Annotated in this window: 27 protein-coding genes and 1 tRNA gene; 19 read left to right on the forward strand and 9 right to left on the reverse strand. The window is 55.3% G+C overall.

What is annotated here, in order from left to right:
* The first annotated feature begins 96 nt into the window (after window positions 1-96).
* From mscL to FS819_RS01155, 8 genes are all read left to right on the forward strand, one after another.
* On the forward strand, window positions 97-573 hold the full coding sequence (mscL, locus tag FS819_RS01120) for a large conductance mechanosensitive channel protein MscL (RefSeq protein ID WP_234624955.1): 477 nt from the start codon (window positions 97-99) through the stop codon (window positions 571-573).
* 222 nt (window positions 574-795) lie between these two features.
* A complete protein-coding gene (locus FS819_RS01125) occupies window positions 796-1983 on the forward strand; it encodes a pyridoxal phosphate-dependent aminotransferase (protein WP_156548728.1) in 1188 nt (395 codons plus the stop codon).
* Between the two features lie 157 nt (window positions 1984-2140).
* A complete protein-coding gene (gene galE, locus FS819_RS01130; protein WP_156548726.1) occupies window positions 2141-3241 on the forward strand; it encodes a UDP-glucose 4-epimerase GalE in 1101 nt (366 codons plus the stop codon).
* A 315-nt stretch (window positions 3242-3556) separates the two neighbouring features.
* Complete coding sequence (gene rfbF / locus FS819_RS01135; RefSeq protein WP_156548724.1) at window positions 3557-4327, forward strand: glucose-1-phosphate cytidylyltransferase; 771 nt, start codon at window positions 3557-3559, stop codon at window positions 4325-4327.
* The gene (rfbG, locus tag FS819_RS01140) at window positions 4327-5412 is read left to right on the forward strand and encodes a CDP-glucose 4,6-dehydratase (protein ID WP_234889383.1); all 1086 of its coding nucleotides are present in this window, start codon (window positions 4327-4329) and stop codon (window positions 5410-5412) included. Before rfbF ends, rfbG begins: the two co-directional genes overlap by 1 nt.
* Complete coding sequence (locus tag FS819_RS01145) at window positions 5409-5972, forward strand: dTDP-4-dehydrorhamnose 3,5-epimerase family protein (RefSeq protein ID WP_156548722.1); 564 nt, start codon at window positions 5409-5411, stop codon at window positions 5970-5972. Before rfbG ends, FS819_RS01145 begins: the two co-directional genes overlap by 4 nt.
* Before the next feature lie 26 nt (window positions 5973-5998).
* A complete protein-coding gene (locus tag FS819_RS01150; RefSeq protein WP_234624948.1) occupies window positions 5999-7198 on the forward strand; it encodes a methyltransferase domain-containing protein in 1200 nt (399 codons plus the stop codon).
* 124 nt (window positions 7199-7322) lie between these two features.
* Window positions 7323-8663, forward strand: a complete 1341-nt coding sequence (locus tag FS819_RS01155) for a glycosyltransferase family 2 protein (protein WP_156548718.1) — start codon at window positions 7323-7325, stop codon at window positions 8661-8663.
* Window positions 8664-8886: 223 nt separating this feature from the next.
* On the opposite strand, the gene FS819_RS01160 is transcribed toward FS819_RS01155, so the two are convergent.
* Window positions 8887-9699, reverse strand: coding sequence for a cephalosporin hydroxylase family protein (locus tag FS819_RS01160; RefSeq protein WP_156548716.1), 813 nt, complete (start codon window positions 9697-9699; stop codon window positions 8887-8889).
* A 223-nt stretch (window positions 9700-9922) separates the two neighbouring features.
* Between FS819_RS01160 and FS819_RS01165 the strand changes: the two genes are divergently transcribed.
* Window positions 9923-10795, forward strand: coding sequence for an NAD-dependent epimerase/dehydratase family protein (locus FS819_RS01165; RefSeq protein WP_156548714.1), 873 nt, complete (start codon window positions 9923-9925; stop codon window positions 10793-10795).
* A 60-nt stretch (window positions 10796-10855) separates the two neighbouring features.
* Here FS819_RS01165 and FS819_RS01170 read toward each other — a convergent pair whose 3' ends face one another.
* Window positions 10856-11983: a hypothetical protein gene (locus FS819_RS01170; RefSeq protein ID WP_156548712.1), complete on the reverse strand. Its 1128-nt coding sequence runs from the start codon at window positions 11981-11983 to the stop codon at window positions 10856-10858.
* Between the two features lie 345 nt (window positions 11984-12328).
* Between FS819_RS01170 and FS819_RS01175 the strand changes: the two genes are divergently transcribed.
* The 6 genes from FS819_RS01175 to FS819_RS01200 are packed head-to-tail and all read left to right on the forward strand — an operon-like array spanning window position 12329 to window position 16270.
* Entirely contained in the window at window positions 12329-12637 is a 309-nt protein-coding gene (locus FS819_RS01175; RefSeq protein WP_156548710.1) for a hypothetical protein, read from the forward strand.
* Window positions 12638-12639: 2 nt separating this feature from the next.
* Window positions 12640-13467 (forward strand): helix-turn-helix domain-containing protein, encoded by an 828-nt coding sequence (locus FS819_RS01180; RefSeq protein ID WP_197434195.1) that lies wholly within the window; start codon window positions 12640-12642, stop codon window positions 13465-13467.
* 11 nt (window positions 13468-13478) lie between these two features.
* Window positions 13479-13952 (forward strand): hypothetical protein, encoded by a 474-nt coding sequence (locus FS819_RS01185; protein ID WP_156548707.1) that lies wholly within the window; start codon window positions 13479-13481, stop codon window positions 13950-13952.
* Between the two features lie 2 nt (window positions 13953-13954).
* On the forward strand, window positions 13955-14236 hold the full coding sequence (locus FS819_RS01190; protein ID WP_156548705.1) for a hypothetical protein: 282 nt from the start codon (window positions 13955-13957) through the stop codon (window positions 14234-14236).
* A 2-nt stretch (window positions 14237-14238) separates the two neighbouring features.
* A complete protein-coding gene (locus FS819_RS01195; RefSeq protein WP_234624956.1) occupies window positions 14239-15075 on the forward strand; it encodes an HK97 family phage prohead protease in 837 nt (278 codons plus the stop codon).
* A gap of 1 nt (window position 15076) precedes the next feature.
* The gene (locus FS819_RS01200; RefSeq protein ID WP_156548701.1) at window positions 15077-16270 is read left to right on the forward strand and encodes a phage major capsid protein; all 1194 of its coding nucleotides are present in this window, start codon (window positions 15077-15079) and stop codon (window positions 16268-16270) included.
* A 159-nt stretch (window positions 16271-16429) separates the two neighbouring features.
* On the opposite strand, the gene FS819_RS01205 is transcribed toward FS819_RS01200, so the two are convergent.
* The 5 genes from FS819_RS01205 to FS819_RS01225 all read right to left on the reverse strand — a co-directional run bounded on the left by FS819_RS01205 (window position 16430) and on the right by FS819_RS01225 (window position 19927).
* A complete protein-coding gene (locus FS819_RS01205; RefSeq protein WP_156548699.1) occupies window positions 16430-17104 on the reverse strand; it encodes a Fic family protein in 675 nt (224 codons plus the stop codon).
* A 1-nt stretch (window position 17105) separates the two neighbouring features.
* Entirely contained in the window at window positions 17106-17303 is a 198-nt protein-coding gene (locus FS819_RS01210) for a hypothetical protein (protein ID WP_156548697.1), read from the reverse strand.
* A gap of 446 nt (window positions 17304-17749) precedes the next feature.
* The gene (locus tag FS819_RS01215; RefSeq protein ID WP_156548696.1) at window positions 17750-18532 is read right to left on the reverse strand and encodes a hypothetical protein; all 783 of its coding nucleotides are present in this window, start codon (window positions 18530-18532) and stop codon (window positions 17750-17752) included.
* 6 nt (window positions 18533-18538) lie between these two features.
* Entirely contained in the window at window positions 18539-19045 is a 507-nt protein-coding gene (locus FS819_RS01220; protein ID WP_156548693.1) for a hypothetical protein, read from the reverse strand.
* 231 nt (window positions 19046-19276) lie between these two features.
* Window positions 19277-19927, reverse strand: coding sequence for a hypothetical protein (locus FS819_RS01225; RefSeq protein WP_156548692.1), 651 nt, complete (start codon window positions 19925-19927; stop codon window positions 19277-19279).
* Window positions 19928-20011: 84 nt separating this feature from the next.
* Here FS819_RS01225 and FS819_RS01230 point away from each other — a divergent pair, with 84 nt between their 5' ends.
* The 4 genes from FS819_RS01230 to FS819_RS01245 all read left to right on the forward strand — a co-directional run bounded on the left by FS819_RS01230 (window position 20012) and on the right by FS819_RS01245 (window position 22159).
* On the forward strand, window positions 20012-20179 hold the full coding sequence (locus FS819_RS01230) for an Arc family DNA-binding protein (protein WP_234624949.1): 168 nt from the start codon (window positions 20012-20014) through the stop codon (window positions 20177-20179).
* A 113-nt stretch (window positions 20180-20292) separates the two neighbouring features.
* Entirely contained in the window at window positions 20293-20577 is a 285-nt protein-coding gene (locus tag FS819_RS01235) for a hypothetical protein (RefSeq protein ID WP_156548690.1), read from the forward strand.
* Entirely contained in the window at window positions 20574-20828 is a 255-nt protein-coding gene (locus FS819_RS01240; protein ID WP_156548688.1) for a hypothetical protein, read from the forward strand. The genes FS819_RS01235 and FS819_RS01240 overlap by 4 nt, the downstream gene beginning before the upstream one ends.
* A gap of 233 nt (window positions 20829-21061) precedes the next feature.
* Window positions 21062-22159 carry a tyrosine-type recombinase/integrase gene (locus FS819_RS01245; RefSeq protein ID WP_156548684.1) on the forward strand — a complete coding sequence of 366 codons (1098 nt, stop codon included), beginning with the start codon at window positions 21062-21064 and terminating at the stop codon, window positions 22157-22159.
* Window positions 22160-22229: 70 nt separating this feature from the next.
* On the opposite strand, the gene FS819_RS01250 is transcribed toward FS819_RS01245, so the two are convergent.
* Window positions 22230-22305, reverse strand: a tRNA-Phe gene (locus tag FS819_RS01250).
* Window positions 22306-22499: 194 nt separating this feature from the next.
* Window positions 22500-22709 (reverse strand): DNA gyrase inhibitor YacG, encoded by a 210-nt coding sequence (gene yacG, locus FS819_RS01255; RefSeq protein WP_156548682.1) that lies wholly within the window; start codon window positions 22707-22709, stop codon window positions 22500-22502.
* Between the last annotated feature and the right edge of the window lie 50 nt (window positions 22710-22759).

Here is a 22759-nt window from a genome sequence, read left to right on the forward strand (position 1 = left end):
GAAACCGGCAATTTGGGCTTCTAAGGCACGTCTTTATGAGTCATCTATGAAATCATCCAGGTGAATGGAGGTAGGCAAATCATGAAGGGGACAGGTGTGTTCAAGGAATTCAAGTCGTTCATTGCCAGGGGCAATGTCATGGATCTGGCCGTCGGTGTCATCATTGGTGGCGCCTTCGGTTTAATCGTCACCTCGCTGGTCAACGATATCGTCATGCCGGTGGTGGGCGTGGTGTTCGGCGGTTTCGATTTTTCCAATTACTTTCTGCCGCTTAGCGACAAGGTCACTGCCCAGACCCTGGCTGAAGCGCGCAAGCAGGGCGCGGTGTTTGCCTATGGCAACTTCCTGACCGTCGCCATCAATTTCGTCATTCTGGCCTGGATTATTTTCCTGATGGTCAAGGGGGTCAATGTTCTGCGCAAACAGCTGGAACATGATGAAAAGCAGGGCAAGCCCACACCGCCGCCACCGGCAGACGTCGTGCTACTGACAGAGATCCGCGATTTGCTGAAGGCACAGCAGAGCAACGAGGCTGAGGCGTCTTCAGGACGTATTGAGCCAAGCAAGCCTTGATGTTTCGCTCCCTGCCGCGTTGACAGAAAATGAGGCTGACCGAAAAGCGTTGAGACTGATAAATCCTGTTGTATTTACAATCAGGTAGAGACGGCCTCGGCCCTTGGTGCAAGGGTTTCCACGGGACGAGGCCATCACCAGAATCGATTGGTCAGCCACTCTTTCTCATAGGATTTTCTCCGGAGCTTCGGTTATGAACGATGTAACTAAAGGAGCTTGTCCATGTCTTTGCCTGTCGGTCCATCCCTGATTTCCAGCCTGAGCCATCGCGCCACGTCCGCGCCGGAAAGCGGTATTGTCGAGATCATCAACTATGCGCGTGGGCGCGATAATCTCCTGCCGCTCTGGGCCGGGGAAGGCGATCTGCCGAGCCCGGATTTCATCAATCGGGCCGCAAGCGATGCGCTTTTGGGCGGCGAGACATTCTATACCTGGCAACGTGGCATTCCCGAATTGCGTCAGGCGCTTTCCGATTACTACCGGCGGCATTTTGCTGTCAGCCTGCCGAACGAGCATTTCTATGTGACCGGCTCCGGCATGCAGGCCATCCAGCTTGCCGTGCAGGCAATGACTGGGCCGGGCGACGAGATGATCTACCTGTCCCCCTGCTGGCCCAACATCGTCGCCGCCATCGAAATCAGCGGCGCAAAGGCGGTCGGTGTAGAGATCGGCTATGAGCATGGTGCCTGGCAGCTGGATCTCGGGCAGATCGAAAAAGCCATTACACCCAAAACCAAGGCGCTGTTCATCAATACGCCGTCCAACCCGACTGGCTGGACGGCCAGCCTTGATGATTTGCGCGCCATTCTTGCACTGGCCCGCAAGCATGGCCTTTGGATTCTGGCGGATGAAATCTACTCGCTTTACTATTTCGCCGGCCCCTCCCGTGCTCCGTCCTTTCTGGATGTGATGGAAGAGGGCGACCGGGTGATGTTTGGCAATTCCTTTTCCAAGAACTGGTCGATGACCGGTTGGCGGGTCGGCTGGCTGGTGGCGCCACCGGAAATCGGTCAGGTGCTGGAAAACCTCATTCAATATTCCACCTCTGGCGTGGCGCAGTTCATGCAACGCGGTGCGGTGGCGGCCTTGGACCACGGTGATCAATTCGTCGCCGAAAACATCCAGCGGGCGCGCACCTCGCGCGACATCCTGCTGGATGCGCTGATTGCCACCAACCGGGTTCGTTCCGTCAAGCCGGATGGGGCGCTTTATGCTTTCATGGAAATCGATGGCGTGACCGACAGCCGGGCGGCGGCCATGGATATCGTTGATAAAACCGGCGTGGCGCTGGCGCCCGGGTCGGCGTTCGGGGCAGGGGGAAGTTCGTTCCTGCGGGCCTGTTTCCTGCGCAACCCACGCCAGATCGAAGACGCTGCTGCACGGTTGAGCGATTACATTGCCCGGCTGTGATGGTTTTTTCATTCAACATCGAAGGGTTGCATTAAGGCCATTTTAGCCTTTTCTATAGAAGTCTGGGCCGCTTTGCGGCCAGGCCTGGCGATTTTAACGGGTTGAAAAACCCGAGAAGGTTAGCTGCGGCCAGAGACGAGGCTGTAGAGGGGCGGTCATGGCAATCTTGGTGACGGGTGGCGCTGGTTATATCGGCAGCCATATGGTCTGGGCGCTGGTGGAGGCTGGTCACGAGGTCGTTGTGCTGGACCGGCTGTCCACCGGCTTTCGCGGTGCTGTTGCGCCCGGTGCGCGCTTTTATCTCGGCGATATCGGCGACCGTGACCTGTTGCGGCAGATCTTCGCGCATCATGCCATCGAGGCGATCTTTCATTTTGCAGGCTCGGTGGTCGTCTCCGAGTCCATCGCCAATCCGATGGACTATTACACAAACAATACCGTCAATTCCTCGATCCTGATCGAGGAAACGGTGCGGGCGGGTATCGGCAAGCTGGTTTTTTCCTCGACGGCTGCAGTTTATGGCGCGCCTGTCGAGGATCGCCCGGTGCGCGAAGCCGATCCGCTGAACCCACAAAGCCCTTATGGTCAATCCAAGCTGATGACCGAACTGATGCTGGCCGATACGGCCCGCGCCCATCCAGATTTTCGCTTCGTCGCCCTGCGTTACTTCAATGTCGCAGGTTGCGATGCCAAGGGCCGGACAGGCCAGTCCACCAGGGGCGCCACCCACCTGATCAAGGCCGCCTGCGAGACGGCGCTTGGTCTCCGCCCCTATATCACGGTGTTCGGAACGGATTATCCAACGCGGGATGGCACGGGGATTCGCGACTATATTCATGTCGATGATCTGGTCTCTGCCCATCAACAGGCGCTTGCCTATCTGCAAGATGGTGGCCCGTCGCTGGTGGCCAATTGCGGCTATGGTGACGGTGCTTCGGTGAAAGAGGTCATCGCTGCGGTGGAACGGGTTGCGGGCCAAAGGCTGCCGACGGTCTTTGATGCACCGCGCCCTGGCGATGCCGCCTGCATGATCGCCGATCCGGGCCTTGCGCGCCAGCGTCTGGGCTGGATGGCTGAAAACCCGGGACTGGATGCGATTGTGCGCACCTCCCTCGAATGGGAAAGACGCTGCCTGAGGACGCGCGCAACGCCACTAGAGTTTGTCAGGGAAAAGTGGAAACCGGTTTTCCCGAAAAGACAAACTCAAACAAAAGAAACGAGAGTCTGTCTGGTTCAATATGAACCTGACAGACTCTAGGCCACGCCGCGCAAAGGCTTGCAGGAGCTTTTTAACAGAACCCCCCAACCAAAGATCAGCAAACATGCTCCAGTTTGACGACAGTTTCCCCCGCTAGGGTTGTCCGATAGGGAGACCGTCGTTCTGCTCAGGATCGGCGGCCCTTCCATATCGTGATCGGGCATGATCTTTTCCGCAACTCCTCCAGTTTGCGCATCCTGCCCGTTTGCGTGGGAATTTGGCGTATGAAAACAAAGGCATCCGGTCGCAATTGGATTGAAACCGGACAGGCTGCGAATGGGTAGGGTAGGCAATGGTCGGCAGGGAGATTGGGCGATGAAGGCGGTTATCCTGGCTGGCGGTCTCGGCACGCGGATTTCCGAAGAGACCCATTTGCGGCCAAAGCCGATGATCGAGATCGGCGGGCGGCCGATCCTTTGGCACATCATGAAGCTCTATTACGCGCATGGCATCCGTGAATTCATCATCTGCTGCGGGTTCAAGGGCTATATTATCAAGGAATATTTCGCCAATTACGGGCTGCATATGTCGGATATCACCTTCGATCTCTCCGATAACCGGCTGGAATTTCACCGCAAGAGCGCCGAAAACTGGCGCGTGACCCTGATCGATACCGGTGAAAGCTCAATGACCGGCGGACGGCTGAAGCGGGTTGCTTCCTACCTGAAAGACGAGGACGCGTTCTGCTTTACCTATGGCGACGGCCTTTCCGATCTGGATATTTCCGCCACGCTGCGGTTTCACAAGGAACATGGCAAGCTGGCGACGGTGACTGCCGTTCAACCGCCAGCCCGCTACGGTGCGCTGAAAATGGACGGACCGATGGTGCGTGGCTTCGTGGAAAAGCCGGTGGGCGAGGCGGGCTATATCAATGGCGGTTTCTTCGTGCTGTCGCCCAAATGCATCGACCGGATCGCCGGTGACGACATGCCTTGGGAAGCCGAGCCTTTGACCAGCCTTGCCGAAGACGGCGAGCTTTGCGCCTATCTGCATAACGGTTTCTGGCAGCCAATGGATACGCTGCGCGACAAGAACCATCTGGAAGATCTGTGGGCCGGTGGCAGCCCGCCTTGGAAGAGCTGGTGATGATGATCGACCGACAGTTCTGGGCCGGAAAACGGGTGCTGCTGACCGGCCATACCGGCTTTAAGGGCAGCTGGCTGGCGCTTTGGCTAACGCAAATGGGCGCCCAGGTCAGCGGTCTGGCGCTTGCGCCACAGACGGTGCCCAACCTGTGCGGCCTGCTGACCGGTCATGACGCTCACGCTGGAGGCGGTATTTGCGATCTACGCGACCGTATTGCCGTGGCGGCTCTCGTCGCCCGGGTAAAGCCGCAGATCGTCTTTCATCTGGCCGCCCAGCCGCTGGTGCGGCTTGGCTACCGCGATCCCGTGGCGACCTTTGAGACCAATGTACAAGGCACAGTGCATGTGCTGGAAGCACTTCGGATCTCCCCGGATGTGAAGTCCATCGTCGTTATCACCACCGACAAGGTCTATGAGAATGCCGAGACCGGCAAGGCCTTTGTCGAAACCGACCCGCTCGGTGGTCACGATCCCTATAGCGCCAGCAAGGCGGCTGCCGAGATCGTGGTCTCCAGCTACCGGTCGTCGTTTTTTGCAGCACGCGGCGTTGGTCTTGCCACGGCGCGGGCTGGCAATGTCATCGGCGGTGGCGATTGGGCTGAGGACCGGTTGATCCCGGATGCGGTGCGCGCCTGGAGTATCGGTGCGCCGCTCGACGTGCGCCGCCCGAATGCGGTCCGCCCCTGGCAGCATGTTCTGGAGCCCTTGGCAGGTTATATCGCCATGGCGCACCATATTTGGCATGATCCAGCCTCGCTAACAGCACTGAATTTTGGTCCTGACCATGGGGGTGCTGCCTGCGTTGCGGATGTTCTGGCTCTGGCCATCAAGCATTTCGGCAGCGGTGAGGTGGTGCTGGGCGATGGCAGCGATGGCCCCCATGAAGCTGGCTATCTGATGCTCGACAGCTCCAAAGCTTGCATGACACTCGGCTACAGGCCTGTCTGGCCGCTGGAGGAAACGGTGGCGCGCACCATGAACTGGTATCGACGGCTCGCCGCTGGCGCATCGGCCAGAGAGTTGTGCCTTGCCGATATTGCCGATTATGCCCATGGCCTCGGCATGGATGTGAGGCAGGCGGGATGAGCCAACGTTTCCAGCCCGAAGACACCGCGATCCCCGGCCTGACGCTGCTGACCCGCAGCCGGTTTGGCGACGAGCGTGGTTTTCTCAGCCGGTTGTTTTGCGGTGAAGAACTTGCGGCGTTTGGCTGGCCGGGGCCGGTCTTGCAGGTCAATGAAACCGGAACGGCACAAAAAGGCACTGTGCGTGGCCTGCATTTTCAACATGCACCTTTTGCCGAGTGGAAACTGGTGACCTGCGTCGAAGGCACAATCCTCGACGTGGCCGTGGATCTGCGCCAGGGCTCGCCGAGCTTTCTCCAGCATGTCTGCGTCGAGTTGTCGGGCGACAATTGCCGCTCGCTGCTGATCCCGCCGGGCTTTGCCCATGGCTTTCAGGCACTGAGCAACACGGTGCGGATGATTTATACCCATTCCGCGCCTTACCGTGCGGAGGCCGAGGGCGGACTTCACCCGCAGGACCCACGGCTCGCCATCGCCTGGCCCTTGCCGGTTGAGCGGCTGTCTGCCCGAGACCAGAGCCATCCGCTGATCCAGGCCGACTTTGAAGGACTGATTGCATGAATTGCCGCCATTGTGGATCGCTTCGGATGCGACCCTTTCTCGACCTTGGCACCGCGCCGCCCTCCAATTCCTATGTGAAGGCCAAGGATCTGGTAAAGCCGGAGCTTTGGTATCCGCTGGTCATCCGGGTCTGCGAAGACTGCCTTTTGGTGCAGACCGAGGATTTCGCCGCCCGTGAAACCTTCTTTTCCCACGACTATGCCTATTTTTCCTCGTTTTCCTCGTCCTGGCTGGCGCATGCAAAATCCTATGTCGAGGCGATGAGCAAACGGTTCGGGCTTAACGAAGGCGCGAAAGTGGTGGAAGTGGCTGCCAATGACGGCTACCTGCTGCAATATGTGCGTGAACGCGGCATCGCCTGCCTGGGTGTGGAGCCAACGGCCAGCACGGCCCGGGCCGCACGTGACAAGGGCATTGACATCATCGAAGAGTTTTTTGGCGTAGAACTGGCGAAAAAGCTGGTGGCCGACGGCTGGGCCGCGGATATCACTGCCGCCAACAACGTGCTGGCGCATGTGCCTGACATCAACGATTTCGTCGCAGGCTTTACCCATCTGCTGAAACCGGCGGGCGTTGCTACCTTCGAATTTCCGCATCTGATGAACATGATCGCCGAGCGCCAGTTCGATACGGCCTATCACGAGCATTATTCTTATCTGTCGCTGCTGGCCGTCGACCGGATTTTTGCCGCCAATGGCCTGACGGTGTTCGATGTGGAAACCACGCCCTGGCATGGCGGTAGCCTACGGGTGCTGGCCTGCCGGGCCGACAGCAAGGCCCATGTCCGCACACCGGCTGTCGAGGCGATGCTGGCGCGTGAAAGGGCGGCCGGTCTTGACGCCGTGACCGGCTATGACGGTTTTCAGACTGAGGCGGAAGCCGTGCGCGATGATTTCCTGTCCTTCCTGATCGACTGCAACCGGAAAGGCCTGTCTGTTGCCGCCTATGGTGCAGCGGCCAAGGGCAATACGCTGTTGAACTTCGCCGGCATCAAGGCTGGTCAGATCGGTTTCGTTGTGGACAAAAATCCGGCCAAGCAAGACCTGTTCCTGCCCGGAAGCCGCGTGCCGATTGTTTCGGAAGAGATCCTGAAAACCCGTAAACCTGACAGACTGGTGATCCTCCCATGGAATCTGACGGCAGAAATCAAACAACAGCTTTCCTATATCGCCGATTGGGGTGGGAAATTCGTAACCGCGGTGCCGAACCTGACAGTCCATCCATAACGGCGGACGCCACCATAACGCAGGAGAGCCAGCCGCTCCTGCCGAGAGACACGCTGCCACGTCCCGGCGATACAATCAGCGCCAAATAGTGGCTGGCACAGAGCGTAGATCCAGGAGACCCTCGATGACGAATAAGCCAACCCTTTCGATTTGCGTGCCTTCGCGCAACCGGCAAATCTATTTTCAAAAGACCATTGCGGGACTGTTGCGCAACACGCGTACCGATGTCGAGTTCATTTTTACCGACAATTCCGACGATCCGGCCATCATGAACGATTTCATGGCTGATATCGTCAAGGATACGCGTATTGTCTATCTTCCTACAACCGATCGTGTCCTGTCGATGATGGACAATTGGGAGCGGACGATTCATGCCAGCCGAGGCGAGTGGGTGGTGTTCATCGGCGACGACGATTTCATCGATCCTGATGTGGCCGGACTGATCCTGCGGATCGACGAGATCAATCCGGATATGGAGGCATTATCCTGGGGGATTTTGAATTATTCCTGGCCGGTTGAAGGAGAAGCGGTCTGTACCGTGGTTGTGCCGTTTGACAGAACCGTCATGCGTTTACCCAGGGCAGAGCCGATGCGTCGGATGTTTGGCTGGCACCAGCCGACATCCGTTCCAACCTCTGGCTTTTCCATTTACCATGCTGCTATCAGGCGAAGGCTGCTGGATCGGATCTATGCCAAATATCATCACCGTTACTTTGAGCATCCGGTTGTTGATTACGATATGGCGATGAAAGTGATCTGCGAAGCGCAGGACTTCGTCGTGTGCCAACGGCCATTTTCAGTGCTTGGAGCCTGCCCCCAGAGCAATTCTTTTTCCATCGGTCGCTTGGAAGACACCAAGATGCGGGCCAAAATTTTCATGGACGAATTCGGCAAGAATTTTGAAGAAGATCCGACGCTGAGGGATTTCCCATTCAGCTCTTTTCTGGGCTGTACGGCGACCATTGGCGTCACCCAACAATGGTTCCGGAAGACATATAATGTCAACTATACGGGGTGGGAAAAGGGCTATGCAAGCGCCTGCGCACTCAATACCGAAGCCTATCGAGACAGGGAGGCCTTTGACATCATTCGCGCAGGTTACGAGACGGCCTTCCGCAATTGGCAGGGTGGTCGGTTTCTTTCACATTACCAACCGGTCTGGCGTGGCGACATACCCGAGACGCCCATGAGCGGTGCGACCTCTGCCGGGGTGATGGTGCTTGCCGACATCGCTGGGGCAACGTCCCCCGCCGAGCTTTGGGATGTCGTCTCGGCGATGATTGTGGCTCCCGACGATATTCTCGTCCGTCCGACAGGCTTGCGTCTGCAGAACGAAGAGGAGTTTGCCACCAACGAACTTATGCGGCTCGAAGGAAATATGCGTGTTGCCAGTTCTGAAAAAGCAGCTCCCGGCAAGCCGGTCGCCATGCGCAATGACCGACACACCAGAGGTCGGCGGCGCTGAACTTAATCGCCTTCCTGTCTTCAGAGATCGACCAAGTTATCTACCGTGCTACCTCACAGTCGCGGTGACTTTTCAGCCATCCTGACGGTGAGGCAATTTATTGCTCGTTTCCTTAAATCGGGATCGATTTGAGGAGAAATTTATGCAGCAAATATAGAAGGCGACAACGCCATGCGTTTTATAAAACGCATGGCGTTGTCGCTTATCAAAAATCTTCCAGCCGTCACACCCGCCGCAGAAATCCATCGCGTGAAACGGTGATGGCGATTTTGTGCTCCAGCGCGTGGTCGTATTCAAGGTGCAGCGGCGCGCCATCGGCAGCCGTACGGCCTTCCTGCTCCAGGCCTCGCATATATTCCCAGACCGCCGTTCTGGGGTTGTCGCCTGGACCCCAGGGCCGTTCGGGATACATGCTTTCCGGCATGTCCTCCACCAGCGTATCCCAGACCGCGCAATAGGAGCCCTTGGAGACAAGCGGGGCATAAAGCTCCAGTTCCTGCAAGACATGCGCATGGGTATGGTTGGAATCGAGGAAAACCATGACGGTTTCATAGCCCTTGGCGATATCCTTGACCTTGGCAATGATGTCCGGGTCGACGGAGGAGCCCTGGATCATGCTGATCTTGTGGCTCATGGGGTGGGCCTCGATGGCGGCACGGTTATGGGCGCGGATGTCGATATCGATGCCGAGCACCTTGCGGCGGCTAGACTTGGGGTCCAGCGTTTCGCCTTTTTCGACAGCCTCGCAATAATCGATCATTGCCAGCATGGAGGCGCTCATCACCAGCGAGCCGCCATGGGCTATGCCGGTTTCGATCACCAAATCCGGTTTGACCGACCAGATCATCTCCTGGATAGCATAGCTGTCCTGCGGGATCTGGATGATGGGCCGGCCCAGCCAGCTGAAATTATACATATAGCCCAGCGGTATGCATGTCTCGATCCAGCGATTGGACAAATCGAGGAATTCCTTGCTCTCGCCGATCGACTGGATGTTACGGCTTACCAAAGCCTTGAAATCTTCGACAGTATTCATTGCGGGTCCGTTCAGTTATTGCCTGCCTGCGCAGACGCTAGGCTGCCTTACCTGCGTGAGCCTGACGTGTCTGTGGGTAATCGTGGTTGAATAAGCCAGAGTGTCTCTTGAACACCGAAATCGGTTGGCGTCATATGGCGCGCAATGCGTCCTATCGGCGGCATCGTCCTGAAATCTCGCTGTGCCGCGGGTTGTCGCAGATAGAAAATTGGAGTGGCAAGGCATGGGCAAGACTATTCTGTTGACGGGAGCGACCGGCTTTGTTGGGAGGCAGATCCACCGTGCTCTGCTGGAGGCCAGGCATAGCGTGGTGGCTGTCGTGCGGCCGCACTCCGCCAGTGTTCTTGCGGTAGAAGGCCGTGCCGCGAGAGTGATCGAGACTGAGGATGTGTTCGCGCAATCAGTCGATTGGTGGGCGGCCCAGTGCCAGGGCTGCGACGCGGTCATCCACGCTGCCTGGTATGTGGAGGCGGGGAAATATCTGGATTCGCCGCTGAATTTTCACTGCGTCACTGGTAGTTTGGCCTTGGCGCAAGGGGCGGCCCGTGCTGGGATTGCCCATTTCATCGGCCTTGGCACCTGTGTCGAATACCGGCTGCCGTCGGAACATTTGACAGTAGATTCGCCTCTTGAGCCGAAGACGCTTTATGCCGCCGCCAAGCTTTCCACCTACCAGATGTTGGACCGGTATTTCGCAGGCCCTGGCCTGGGGTTTTCCTGGTGCCGGATCTTTTATCTCTATGGGGAAGGCGAGCATCCGGCCCGTCTAGTGCCTTACGTGAGGCGGTGCCTCGAACAAGGTACGGTTGCCAAGCTTTCCAAAGGCACGCAATGGCGCGATTTTCTGGATGTGAAAGAGGCAGGAAAGATGATTGCCGGCGTGGTCGATACCGGACAAACAGGCGCGATCAATATCTGCTCCGGCAAGGCGATCACTATTCGGGCGCTTGCGGAACGCATCGCCGATGACTATGGCCGCCACGACCTGCTGGAATTCGGCACGGCAGAGATACATCCTGCCGATCCCCTGGCGGTGGTCGGCGTGTGCAATGTTGAGACGGTCAAGCCCGTCTCAGAAGGAACGGCTGCAGGTTGATGCTTTTAGCCAAAGTTTATCGCAACGCATCGAAGAGACCAATGCATCCTGACCTTGGCGTCAGGCACTCGCGCGGGCGTTTGGCTCCGCGATGACCCTGATTGGCGTCATCATGCTGCGCGCCACGGCGTAGAACTGCTGGGCGTTGACGGCATTGCCAATGAAGCGGTCTACCAACAGAACCTTGCCATACAGGCCCTGCTGTCTGTCTTCATGGGGTGTGGCGGAAAAGGGCGGTGTGAAGGCCCGGACCCATGCCTGACCGCCCGGCATGGACAGGAAGGCGCGGGAATAGGCTTCGTATTTTGTCCGAAACGGGCCAGTGGAATGTTCGGAAGCGCAATCATACATGCAGGCGCGGACGAAATCCTCTCCAAAGCCTGCCCATTCGCTGCCAAGCTCCGTCAGCACCCGCGCCTGGACCTCGGCAATGGCAGCCGTCAGGCCTATTCCGGCGTGCAGCGGAAAATCCTTGAGGGCGGATGGCACGGGACGAGGCTGGAACGGTTGTGCATGCACGGCGGACAGGGGGCGATTGCAAAAGGCCAGTGCATTGGCAAACAGCAGCACGCGGGCCGCCCACTCATAGTGTGGCACCAGGGTTAGCCAACTCAGTGCGCCGCAAGCCGAAAGGACACTGTCGATCAGGCTTCGCTTGATGGCCCCATGATAGAGACCGAAGGGCATGCGTGGCACTTGCCGTGCGTCTTTCCAGTGAAAGAAAGCCTCGAGCATCGGAGCCTTCTCAAATTCGGTAATATTATGCAGCACCGGGATCGCCACATTGGTCTTGATATGGCGCGGTGCATCCGCCGAGATTTGAAATGCGCTCCATCCCAACGCATCCACATGGGGATGTTTATTTTCCAGAGAGGAGAGCAGCTCGGGAAGATCGGGTTCGATCATGTCTTCGGGATAGACAAGCGACACCCAATCGCCCTCAGCCGCAGCCACGGTGCCGATCCAGAGCTGAGCTGCCGAAAGGGTTTCCGGTGCAGGTGGCAGAAGGCGCAAACGACTATCGCGTGCCGCTATATCCGCAAATGGTCCATGGCGATGCACGGTGTCGCCAAAGCCGGAGAGAATGATTTCCAGATCAGCGGTCGCATTCTTCAGGAGTTCCTGGACCAGATTGACTGGCAGGATATGGCCCGGTTCTATCGGAATACAGACAGAAAGCTTCGGCATCGGCATCTCACGATCTAGAGTCTGTGAGGTTCAGATTGAACCTGCCATTCTCTCACTCTTGTTGTTTTCGTTTGTCTTTTCGAGAAAGCCGGATTTCACTTTTCCCTGACAAGCTCCAAAAGACCTTGCTGCGCCATCCACTCCGTTTCTACGGATGCAAAGGATCAACAACAATTCCGTGCCATTCTGTTATCAAACGCACAAAATAGGAGAGGTGTCCGCAGCTTTCGATGCTGTTTTAAAATGACAAACTGGTGCGAGCCTTGGCGCAGCCATGACTTCATGAGCATATGAAGCAAGCAATATAGGAAATTTCACTTGAAATAATGGTGCCCGGAGGCGGATTTGAACCACCGACACGCGGATTTTCAAGCCGCTGTCGTAAATGAAATTACAGACACTTATTCTGAAAAATGTGTCAAACCGCCTGATGAATATCAATCAGTTAGCGGCAGTTTGTCAAGCTCGGTAGAGAATGATTGCGGCTCTATTTCGGTGCATACTCGCACCGCAGCCTTGTGGATCTCCACCCACGAAGATGACATTCGCGGCCCGCGCATTCCCTTCATTCGGTCCAAGTTTGATCTGGATACCCTTGGTGCGGTGACCGCCTCCAGGCTAGCCCATAAGCTGCGCTATGCGGGAGGGAGCTGAGTGTGGCTCTCATCCGCGATAACGATGTTGCATTCGCATACAAGGCGCTGAATTTGGTTGATGGCTTGTCCGTCGCTGCTCGCCGTGTTGGCGCTGCTATCATCGATCACTTCAACCGCAAGACCGGCCAATGCGATCCTAGCGTGGACCGTCTTGCCACTCTTCTCGACATGCACCGCGCCACCGTGATGCGGGCCACAGAGCAGCTTCATGAGGCTGGGCTGATCGAATGTGTGCGCCATGGAAGTCGTACACACCGGAATGCCTACCTGCCTGTGTGGGATAAATTCAACTCTATAGTTGCAAATTGGGCTGCCAAAATGAGCGGCAATGACGACCAATCGGAGCCGCAAGACCCTGCCGACACACCGGCACCCCCTGCCGACACACCGGCAGGGACAGTCGCACGGATGCGACCTTCACAGTCGCACGGATGCGACTTTGATAGTCGCACGGATGCGACCCTAACCATTAGAAGGAACCATAAGAAAGAACCATTAGAAGTTAACGTAACCCGCGCGCACGAGCGAAAGCCGGACACGACAGACCACGGTTCAAGGTCGCTTGGGCTTTGGAATAGGTCCAAGCAGACAGGTTTCGACAAATCATCTAGGGTTGCATGCTCTGTCCCCTATGGGCAGGTAGCAGAGCAAGCCGCGAACAGTCGCTGGGAATATGATCTCCGGGGGCTTGGGTGGGTCGCCTATGGCAAGGCGCTTGAACAGATCACACCAGAAATCGCGAACGAGGCAACGGCGGCTGAGATCAAGCGGCGCGGCGATGGTCTGCGCTTGCTCTGCACTCGGCTGTCGATGCCGATGGCGCATTGAGGCGCGGGCCGATGACAAACGCAGCCACCGCACCGAATGCAGGCCAGGGGGGAGGGTCGAAGTCGCCAAGACCGGCTGGCTCTGCACCGCTGTCCCTCTCATGCGCGGATTTTTTCTTCGGCCGAATAGTTTTCCGGTCAGACGCCAAAAAGGCGACGGTCGGGGTAAGGCGGAAAATCAACCCATTGTTTTACAACGGAAAAATGAAGGAAGGGGCCGAAATGACGGAAAAAAATGATGTTTTTTTACAGGTCGCCAGTAAGGGCCGGGGTTGCGTCATTTGCGGTGGGGAAATCCCGCCAAAGTCGTCGCCCTCGAAAACTGTCTGCTCGGTCGAGTGCAAGCGACAGAAGAAAATTCGATACAGCGCCAATTACCGAAAATTGGGGCATCAGCTCAAGGCAAAACTGGTTGAGCGTTTCGGTGGGAAGCTGCCGACAGAAGAGCAAATAATTGAATTCATGAGAAAAAGTAGAGGTGAATGACCATGAAACCGAAAAAAGTGACCATCGAAGGCGAGAAAAATGAGCGGCTCAAGGCTTTTTGCGATGCTGTCATCACGCACGCCGCCGCCATGATGACCGAGGATGCGGGTGCGCCGGTCGAAATGGTTCTTGACCGAATTCTGACGTTTGCAGGCGCGCAAGTCAGCAAAATCGAAGGATCGCCCCGCGCCGCCGCCGTTTTCCGGGAGGTTGCCGACCAGATCGACGCCGGACTTTTCCACAGCGTGACCGGCGAAACAAAAAATCCTCGGAAAGGCCATTGACGATGCGCCGCGATGCTGCAATTTTAAACACCGGCTTGATTGAAAGCTCACCTGCTGGTCAGGGAGCACATAAACAATCCACCTTCGATAGCACCGGCGACAATACCGGGCGCGAAGCTCCAGAAAACGAGCGTTTTTGCTCGGGCTTTGTCGTTTCCGAAGGTGTGCCAATGATCATCACGAAAAATATCCATCGTTTATTCACCGCAACTGCCGTTTTCGATGGCTTCAAGGCCGAAGGCGACGGGCTTTTGATCGGTTATGCGTCCACGTTTGGCGGATTAGCCGATAGTCACGGCGATGTAATCGCGCCTGGCGCATTTGCGAAATCTCTTGCTCAGCACGAGGCCGCTGGCTCGATGCCTGCGCTTTTGTGGTCCCACAAGCAGGACGAGCCAATCGGAAAGTGGACCTCAATGCGTGAGGACGGTCACGGCTTGCTTGCCGAGGGCGTTATCAACCTGCGCACCAGCGGCGGGCGGGATGCATGGGAACACCTCAAGGCAGGCGATGCCAATGGGCTTTCCATCGGCTACCGTTTGCTTGCGGGCGGCGAAGAAATTCAGCGGGACGGCACGGCGCTTCTCAAGGAGGTCGATCTCTACGAAGTGAGCGTCGTCGTGTTTCCGTCAAATCGTGCGGCGCGAGTTTTGGCGCTGAAATCCATCAACTCAAAATCCGAACTGGTTGACCTCCTGCGGGAGGCCGGTTTGGCGCGTTCTGCCGCCCAAAAAATCGCCCATGGCGGATACTCGGCACTCATGGGTGCCGATCAGCAAAAAGCAATCGAATTTGCCGCCCAGATCGAGGCGGCTACAGCGAAAATCAGGAGCCTTTGACATGACTATTCATTCCCCCATCGCCGCCGCTGCGGCTGCGCATCTTTTGGCCTCGGCTGCACCGTTGCGCACCAAAAACACCCCCGGCGATCCGCTGGATGTCCTCGCCCAGAAGTTCGGCGCGCATGTTTCTCAGGTTTTGGAAAAGCTGGGTGCGACGAATGACGAACTCAATGGAGTGAAAACCCAGCTTTTCGAACTTGAGCAAAAGGCTGGACGTGCAAGCCTGGGCGGCGGCCATTACGAGCCGGAAACCTGGGGTGCAGCCTTCACAAAATCGCGGAGTGCCGAACTTCAGCGCCTTTCGTCGGAGCGGGGCCGTACATCGTTCGAAATCAAGGCGACGATTACCAGCGCCACCACAGACGCCAACGGTTCGGCTGGTGGTCTGGTCATTCCGCACCGTGACCAACTGGTGATGATGCCCAAGCGTCGTCTGGCAATTCGTAACCTGCTGAATGTCGTTCAAGTTTCGTCCGGCTCGGTCGAATACCCGGAGCAGACGGGCCGCGTGAACAATGCCGCGATGGTTGCCGAGGGCGGGCTTAAGCCGCAGTCGGATTTGAAATTCGACATGAAAACCGTTCCGATCCGCACGATTGCGCATTGGATGAAGGCATCCAAGCAGATCCTCGAAGATTCGCCACAGCTTCGCGATTTCATCGATCAGGAATTGCGTTACGGCCTCGCCCTGGTCGAGGAAGGGCAGATCCTTTACGGCGATGGAACCGGGCAAAACCTGACGGGGATGGTGTCGCGCGCCACTGGCTTTGCCGCTCCGATGGTGATTGCCGACGCCAATGAGATCGACAAAATCGGCCTCGCCATTCTTCAGGCCAGCCTCACCAACACGCCGCCCGATGGCATCGTTATTCATCCCAGCGACTGGTGGCGGATGCGCCTTACCAAGGATGCGGACGGCAAATACCTGTTGGGCGATCCGCAGACCGCCGTTCAACCAAGCCTGTTTGGCCTTCCGGTCGTTACCACCGAGGCTATGACCGCTGATAAGTTCCTGGTCGGCTCTTTCCAGTCGCAAACGCTCTATGACCGCTGGGAGGCGCGCGTAGAAGTCGGTTTCGAAAACGACGATTTCACCCGCAATCTCGTGACTATCCTGGGCGAAGAACGTATCGGGCTGGCAACCAAGCGGCCCGAAGCCTTGATCTATGGCGATTTCGGCAACGTCGCCTGATAGCCGAGGGGATTAATCCCACCCCTCAGAGCGCGGCGGCTCCCTTTACTCCTAGGGGAGCCGCCATATGGCAATCAAAGCGCCTTTTCGATCTGTGGATAACAACCGCTAGCCTTTAAACACGCGGCGTCTATTAATTGCGAGCAAAACGGGCAAGAACTAAGTTTGTGAGAGGAATTGCTTTCCCGTTGCCGTTTCCATGACGCCAGCAAGCTGGGTAGCGAGCATACCTTCGATCAGCTCTTCCATTTTGGAAAGATCAATCGACCCGTTTTTCGAGGACTTGTCGGCCAACTCAAGAGCATCGAAATATGGCTTACGATTAAGGACGATCTGGTCAGGAATTGTGTTCCCACCGGGAAGCAAAAGACCAAGCTTCACACATAAAACCAGATAAGACACCATTCTTGATGTCCGGCCATTACCGTCGCTAAACGGATGTATCCAGTTCAAACGCCACATAACATAGGAGGCGAGGTGGATAGCGGTCTTGTCTTTCCAATTCTCATTGACATAGTCGCAGAGTTCTTCAATCAGTTCAGCAACCTGAAACGCATCAACTGGCTTATGCATGCTTCCTTGAATTGCAACGCTTGCTGGCCGGAAATTTCCGGCATAGCTGCTGATTCCATCGAGGGCGGCACGGTGAAGGCTAAGAATAGCGGAAAGACGAAGTTTCCAGCTCTCACCCTTATCAATGGCATCCATAATCATATGGCATGCAAGGTCAAACTGAAGGAGGCCATTTCTCGCCTCGGCTTCAGCTCTTTGCTGCTCATCTTGGATAAGATAGGCTTCGCTTGCCACGCTGTGGCGGCGGTCTTCTTCGCTCATGTTAACGTCGTGCTGTCGGGTTTATGTCTCCCGCCATCGGTGTTTCATCGGCAATCCGTTCTACCATCTCGCGCGTGATCTTATCATTTTCGAAATGTGTATTTCCATAAGCGAAACTCCGACGCTGAACCTCCAAATCGGCCTTGCTCTGCGGAACTTTGCGTGCAGCATCCAAAAGATTTTTGAGTGGTTCATTCATTGGCTTTTCCTTTCGTCTATGGGGGGCATAGAAACTGATTTTCTCCAGAGAGCAACCCGATTTCCGCGATGAGTGTATCGGTATGCGGCAACTTTATGTCAGGTGTTGCCCTAACTCATTGGATTAAAAATCCTCGGTATCACGGGATCGAGTGCCGCAGCTCAGTTCACGCTTTTAAACTGGAGTTGAGCTGACCATTGACGACGCTACTCCACAAACTTGATGCATTCATGTCAGATTAACACCATCAACTTGAAATTATCACGCCGGGGAGGGGGAACGCAGTGATCACGCTGACAATGAGACTCCATAAAGAAAACAAACCGGCGTCCATTGCGAAAAAGCGGAGACCAAACCAAGGCCATTTTCTTCCAGCGTTTTCACTTAAATGCTGTATTGTAAAGCGGTAGAGCGTCTACGATCTGTCCATCATTCACCTTGCATCATCATACACTTGGCACAAGATCGTCTGAATGAAGCCGGTAGCTCTCATCATCGGTTTCGGAATTTGGAATAGCCGCCGTGCCTATGATAAAAAACGACTTTCCGAATTGGGCGAGCATCAAGAAGAAATCCTCAGTGTTGTCATATCGCCAGCCGTATATGAGTTGATCGCCTATCGATTGATTTTGGCGACTTGGTCGTTCGGTGTTCGTCAACATCGGGACTATCCCCTCAAATAGCTCTTCAGCATTGGGATGCATGTATGCGATGTGTTCGGTTCGAATGACGTGACCATTGGGCAAGATTTTTCCTGCATGCTTGTAGTAGAAAGCGCACGTCAGCCGCCGCTCAAATAATTCAAAGGCGCGTCTGTTTTCCTTCGGTAACTCTGCGATAGGTGCGTCGGCGTAAGTTTCTCCTTCAGGAGGAACGTATCCCCAAGCCCTCGCAAGCTTGCGCTTCTTATTAGTCCCAAGATTGGTGTTAGGTAATAAATCTGCATCGTTATTAATTACACCTGACACCAGCTTGTTAAGCTGATCTGATGAGAGTGAACTCTGCTCATGATTGGACAGGTGCATATAGAGTGCGACAACTTGCTCCATTCGTCCAGCAGCGTTGTTGCACCTAGCGCAGGCAGGAAATTCATAGCTCTCTGGGCCGATACCATCCTTGAAACATTGCCGGGATGGAACATGATCAATCGTTGTCGCTATGCCGCCACAAAAATAGCAGTTCGGATGAGCCAACAAGAACCGCTGTTTTTTATTTTTACTCGCGCCCATGACGTCTCAAAGGGTTGCTACCAAGTGTAGGAACTTAATGCCTCCAGTCGCAACGCAGGCGATTGACGCAGTTACCACGGCCACACAGGACCAACGGCAGATATTTCCGATAATCTCACCGATTTTCGCCCTTCTTGTTGCTCGTGAATAGGGGGAAAACCAGTGATGCTCACGGCTGGAAACGGAATCAAGATAGGCGAGCTGGCTGAAGTATGCGAGGCCGGGTGCGAGGAGTGTGAGGAGTATACCCATTAACATCCAGGTCAGGGCGTCGTTGAAAAGTTTGAGAGCTTCCGCATGTCCTGCAAGGCGTTCATAGTTGGCGCTATAGAACCCCAGACTGGCTGCTACGCCGCCAGCGGCGACAAGGGCTGGCGCTCGCATCGCTATCTGCGCAAAGGCTTCGATCTGTTTGGAGTGCACCTCGACGCCCTTTAGGTCACGATCATGCGCTCGTTCCGCGCTGCGTATTCGCAACTCTTGTTCCGCTTCTGTCTCTTCCTTCGTGGCCATGAATTCTGTCCTCAACTGGTGGCTCGATAGCCTAACCCTTCATGGGTTTCTCGTCACCACCACAGATTAAACGGTCTCTTGTGCCGGCGAAATGAAAAACGTCCTAACCTTGGACCATTTCGGGAAGCGCTTTTGGGGAGAGGGCAAGTCGCCAAATTTGCGACATGAAATCGGGAGGGGTAGAAAGGTGGCCGCGTTGGCCGCCTTTTTTAATGGAAGCAAAGTTAGTCTTCAGGTTGGGAGTTTGTCATTATTAGGAGGGTCGACAATGAAATCCGCATCATCCGATCCGTCCAACTCAAAATAAACTAACTTGTGCGCGTCTTCTGCCTGATCTTTTAGGAATTTCACGGATTTTTCGTCTTCTGGTAAATCATCCAATTCTTTTTTGTATATATTAAATAAGCTTTGACAATACGAGATTAACTCGCTCGGAATTTTTCCTTTAAAAGCTGTAACATGTTGCATGGCAAATTTGAAAAGAGATAGTTGCGTGCGTCTTATGCTATTGAGAGCCATAGCTATATTCATCCAATATAGCTCTTTTTCCAATAATTCTCTCTCTCGTTTTTTGTGTTCGACTACAAGGTTGTCCATGTATTCGGTAATTTCGCTAACGTCTCGCTCCAGTATCTCTTGTGCGGCCTCTTCGAGGTTTGAATTGAAAAAGCCTAAGGCCTCATTGAGCTTCACTCTGACGTCATACGTCAGCTTGATGCGCAAAACATTTTCATCCTCTGTTTGATCGGCGTAGGCAGCTTCAAGGCGACTGATAATTTCCGCCGAAAGACTCCGTCTATTTTCATGGGCAGCCTCTTCCAGTCGAGCTTTTAGATCGGCTGGTAACATTATCTTATATTGAACGCGCTCTGTCTCGGTCATTTGCCATAAATGGACGAAAAATGTCCTTGACGCAATCGGACATGAAATGTACCTAATGGACATTAAATGTCCATGGAGAGAGATGTGGATACCGCCACCCAATTCAAATTGAATATTCCGACAGACGTGAAGGCTTGGATAGCCAAGGAGGCGACCAAGAATATGAGGTCGCAGACTGCTGAAATCGTCCTGGCATTAAAAGAAAAAATGAAGCGCCAAGCAGAAACGCAAAAAGCCGACGCTACGGCCTGAGAACCAGCGTCGGCTTTTCCTAAACACCCCAGAAAGGTATTCAAATGCAAGCCCACCATAAACCGAAAGACCTCCAAAGCGCAAGTGTCATCAGCCCGGACGCGCTTTATGATATGGCCGAAAAAATCAACAGCCTCGCCTCCGATAATCAATGCCTCGTCCATCTCATTGAGGAAAACGTGGATGCTAGGCTTTTCCCCGGAACGACCGTGGAAAGCTTGGTGAAAATAGCCGGTGGCAGTGATTTCTTTCACGTCTCGCCGGACGAACGGCGGGTTTTAGGGTTCCTGGTGGCCGAGCTTGACCTTCGCACCAAGACGCTTCTCGAATTGACGGATGATTTCGTAGAGCACTTTATGAACTTCAGTCGCAGCCTGAAGAAGGGCGGTGCAAAATGACCGACGATAAAGTCACCGAGAGCGCCGATCAGGCGGCACCCTTTGTCGCAATCACCGACGACATCGACAGGGCTGTGTCTTCCCTGCGCGTCGTCTGGCTTGCCCTCATGGCCAAGGATTGGCTGGACAGTGAGCAAATCGATCACTGCGCAGATGTCCTCGACCGCGCAATCTCCGATCTCGCCGCCCCGCGGGCAATCGCTCAAAACAGGGCAAGTGAGATTTACGCATCTGTTTATGTAGGGGGTTAGATGAGTGCGAATTCTATCAATCTCCGCATTCAACCACGGCGCATGCTTTCAAAGCGTGAGGCCTGCGAATATGTCGGAGTGTCTCCACGAAAATTCGACGGCGCTGTTGATGTTGCCCCACTAAGAATGCCGGATGGTTCTGTCTGCTGGGATATGCATGATCTCGATGCCTGGATTGATAGCCTCAAGTCAGGGACCATTGGGTCCGCCGACGATATTGTGGCGCGGCTCGGATGAAGCAGGAGCGCATAAGGCGGGAGAACCGCTATAAGGGCTGGAAAATCTTCCAGGACAAGAAGCCGCCATTCAAGTGGAGAGCCTATCACCGGACATCCGGGAAGAAAATCGACTGCGACCAATTCCAGCCCTATACACTGGCATTCGATATGGAGATTCATCGCCTCAACGAGGCGATGAAAGAGCACGAGGCCAAGCCTGGAACCCTGGGCATGTTGATTGCTCTTTATCGCAAGACAGTCTTCACAAGCGGCGATCTGGCTGCTCGGACAATCTCGGATTATGAGAGCAAGTTTGAGTATCTCAGACCGATTTCCGATGTTGCTCTGACAAAGTTCGACACGCCCTTGATTGTCAAAATCAGAGATAAGGCGCGATTGTCTAAGAAGGATCACTTCGCCAATTATCTCGTGCGCGTCCTCTCTCTACTGTTCGCCTGGGGTAAGGAGCGAGGCTACGTCAAGGATAACCCTGCCGCTGGTCTGAAGGCCATTCGCCGGAGGCGTGGACAGGCTGACGCCAATAGACCTTGGACAGATGCAGAGCGCCATGCAGTCGTGGCGGCATTGCCGCCTCACATGCGGCTCCCAATGGCCTTGATGATGTTCTACGGGCTTGACCCTCAGGACGCCCTCGGCTTGCCACGCTCAGCCATTTCTAACGGCAGGATCAACACGCGAAGAGGCAAGACCGAGGAGCCGGTTTTCCTGCCTTTGGTCGACCCGGTTAAGGCTGCCCTGGAGGAAGCTCCAGCGCATGATGCAATAACGCTTTGCGCCACCATGCGAGGCAGGCCATGGACCTATAACGGCTTCAGTACGAACTGGGCCAAGATCAAAGCCCGGCTCGAAAAGGAAGGTCTGGTGCAGCCTGGGCTAACCCTCAAGGGTCTTCGCCACACCGTCGCGACCATTTTGCGAGAGATGGGGCAGGACTACGGGGCTATCCAACTGGTGCTCGGCCATAAGACGGAAGCCATGGCGCGGCACTATTCCAAGCGCGCTGACATGAGCCATAAAACACAAGCCACAGTGACCAGTCTTGAGGCGGAAATGAACAGACGAAAAACGAAACCTGTCAAACCCGCCGACTAAAAGTGTCAAACTAGGCTATTGAAGGGAATTCTAAATTATGGAAAAACCCATACATAACAAGGGCTTAGAATGGTGCCCGGAGGCGGATTTGAACCACCGACACGCGGATTTTCAATCCGCTGCTCTACCAACTGAGCTATCCGGGCATCCTGGCCAAACGAGCACTATTTGAGAGCTGTTTGCCGTTAGGGGAAAACTTTCCCCCGGAAGCAGCGCGGTTATAGCATCTAAATTTTTCATGTCCAGCGCCAAAAGACACTTTTTTGACGGCATATGAAAAAAGATTGAAAGCGATTTAAAAACAGAATGTTACGCCGAAATTGCAATGACGGCTGCAACTCTAGAATCGACCGTCGTCATCCGGGTTGGATTCGTCTTCGGCCACGGGAATGGCATAGGAGCCTTTCAGCCATCGCGACAGATCCTGCGTGCGGCAGCGGTCGCAGCAGAAGGGGTAGTGTTCGCGGTGGGATGGATGGCCGCATTCCGGGCAGGGAAGGGGTTTGCGCAAGGGTGCGACCTTGGCAGTATGTTCTGGCTCGTCACTCATGTGTTATCCTTTGCTTGGCGTCAGCTTTAACTCGCCGGGGCCTTGCCTGC

Origin of the sequence: Allorhizobium sp. Av2 (genome assembly GCF_021462805.2) — a bacterium.
GTDB classification, from domain to species: domain Bacteria; phylum Pseudomonadota; class Alphaproteobacteria; order Rhizobiales; family Rhizobiaceae; genus Allorhizobium; species Allorhizobium vitis_G.

Bases quoted from the DNA above. Each gene is read 5' to 3' on its own strand.
- yacG (WP_156548682.1), bottom strand. From the start codon at position 22,709: ATGAGTGACGAGCCAGAACATACTGCCAAGGTCGCACCCTTGCGCAAA.
- FS819_RS01165 (WP_156548714.1), top strand. From the start codon at position 9,923: ATGGGCAAGACTATTCTGTTGACGGGAGCGACCGGCTTTGTTGGGAGG.
- FS819_RS01185 (WP_156548707.1), top strand. From the start codon at position 13,479: ATGACAAACGCAGCCACCGCACCGAATGCAGGCCAGGGGGGAGGGTCG.
- FS819_RS01220 (WP_156548693.1), bottom strand. From the start codon at position 19,045: ATGGCCACGAAGGAAGAGACAGAAGCGGAACAAGAGTTGCGAATACGC.
- FS819_RS01155 (WP_156548718.1), top strand. From the start codon at position 7,323: ATGACGAATAAGCCAACCCTTTCGATTTGCGTGCCTTCGCGCAACCGG.
- FS819_RS01215 (WP_156548696.1), bottom strand. From the start codon at position 18,532: ATGGGCGCGAGTAAAAATAAAAAACAGCGGTTCTTGTTGGCTCATCCG.
- FS819_RS01125 (WP_156548728.1), top strand. From the start codon at position 796: ATGTCTTTGCCTGTCGGTCCATCCCTGATTTCCAGCCTGAGCCATCGC.
- FS819_RS01190 (WP_156548705.1), top strand. From the start codon at position 13,955: ATGAAACCGAAAAAAGTGACCATCGAAGGCGAGAAAAATGAGCGGCTC.
- FS819_RS01160 (WP_156548716.1), bottom strand. From the start codon at position 9,699: ATGAATACTGTCGAAGATTTCAAGGCTTTGGTAAGCCGTAACATCCAG.
- FS819_RS01170 (WP_156548712.1), bottom strand. From the start codon at position 11,983: ATGCCGAAGCTTTCTGTCTGTATTCCGATAGAACCGGGCCATATCCTG.
- FS819_RS01200 (WP_156548701.1), top strand. From the start codon at position 15,077: ATGACTATTCATTCCCCCATCGCCGCCGCTGCGGCTGCGCATCTTTTG.
- FS819_RS01210 (WP_156548697.1), bottom strand. From the start codon at position 17,303: ATGAATGAACCACTCAAAAATCTTTTGGATGCTGCACGCAAAGTTCCG.
- rfbF (WP_156548724.1), top strand. From the start codon at position 3,557: ATGAAGGCGGTTATCCTGGCTGGCGGTCTCGGCACGCGGATTTCCGAA.
- FS819_RS01225 (WP_156548692.1), bottom strand. From the start codon at position 19,927: ATGACCGAGACAGAGCGCGTTCAATATAAGATAATGTTACCAGCCGAT.
- FS819_RS01240 (WP_156548688.1), top strand. From the start codon at position 20,574: ATGACCGACGATAAAGTCACCGAGAGCGCCGATCAGGCGGCACCCTTT.
- FS819_RS01150 (WP_234624948.1), top strand. From the start codon at position 5,999: ATGCGACCCTTTCTCGACCTTGGCACCGCGCCGCCCTCCAATTCCTAT.
- FS819_RS01205 (WP_156548699.1), bottom strand. From the start codon at position 17,104: ATGAGCGAAGAAGACCGCCGCCACAGCGTGGCAAGCGAAGCCTATCTT.
- galE (WP_156548726.1), top strand. From the start codon at position 2,141: ATGGCAATCTTGGTGACGGGTGGCGCTGGTTATATCGGCAGCCATATG.
- FS819_RS01245 (WP_156548684.1), top strand. From the start codon at position 21,062: ATGAAGCAGGAGCGCATAAGGCGGGAGAACCGCTATAAGGGCTGGAAA.
- FS819_RS01145 (WP_156548722.1), top strand. From the start codon at position 5,409: ATGAGCCAACGTTTCCAGCCCGAAGACACCGCGATCCCCGGCCTGACG.
- rfbG (WP_234889383.1), top strand. From the start codon at position 4,327: ATGATGATCGACCGACAGTTCTGGGCCGGAAAACGGGTGCTGCTGACC.
- FS819_RS01195 (WP_234624956.1), top strand. From the start codon at position 14,239: ATGCGCCGCGATGCTGCAATTTTAAACACCGGCTTGATTGAAAGCTCA.
- FS819_RS01235 (WP_156548690.1), top strand. From the start codon at position 20,293: ATGGCCGAAAAAATCAACAGCCTCGCCTCCGATAATCAATGCCTCGTC.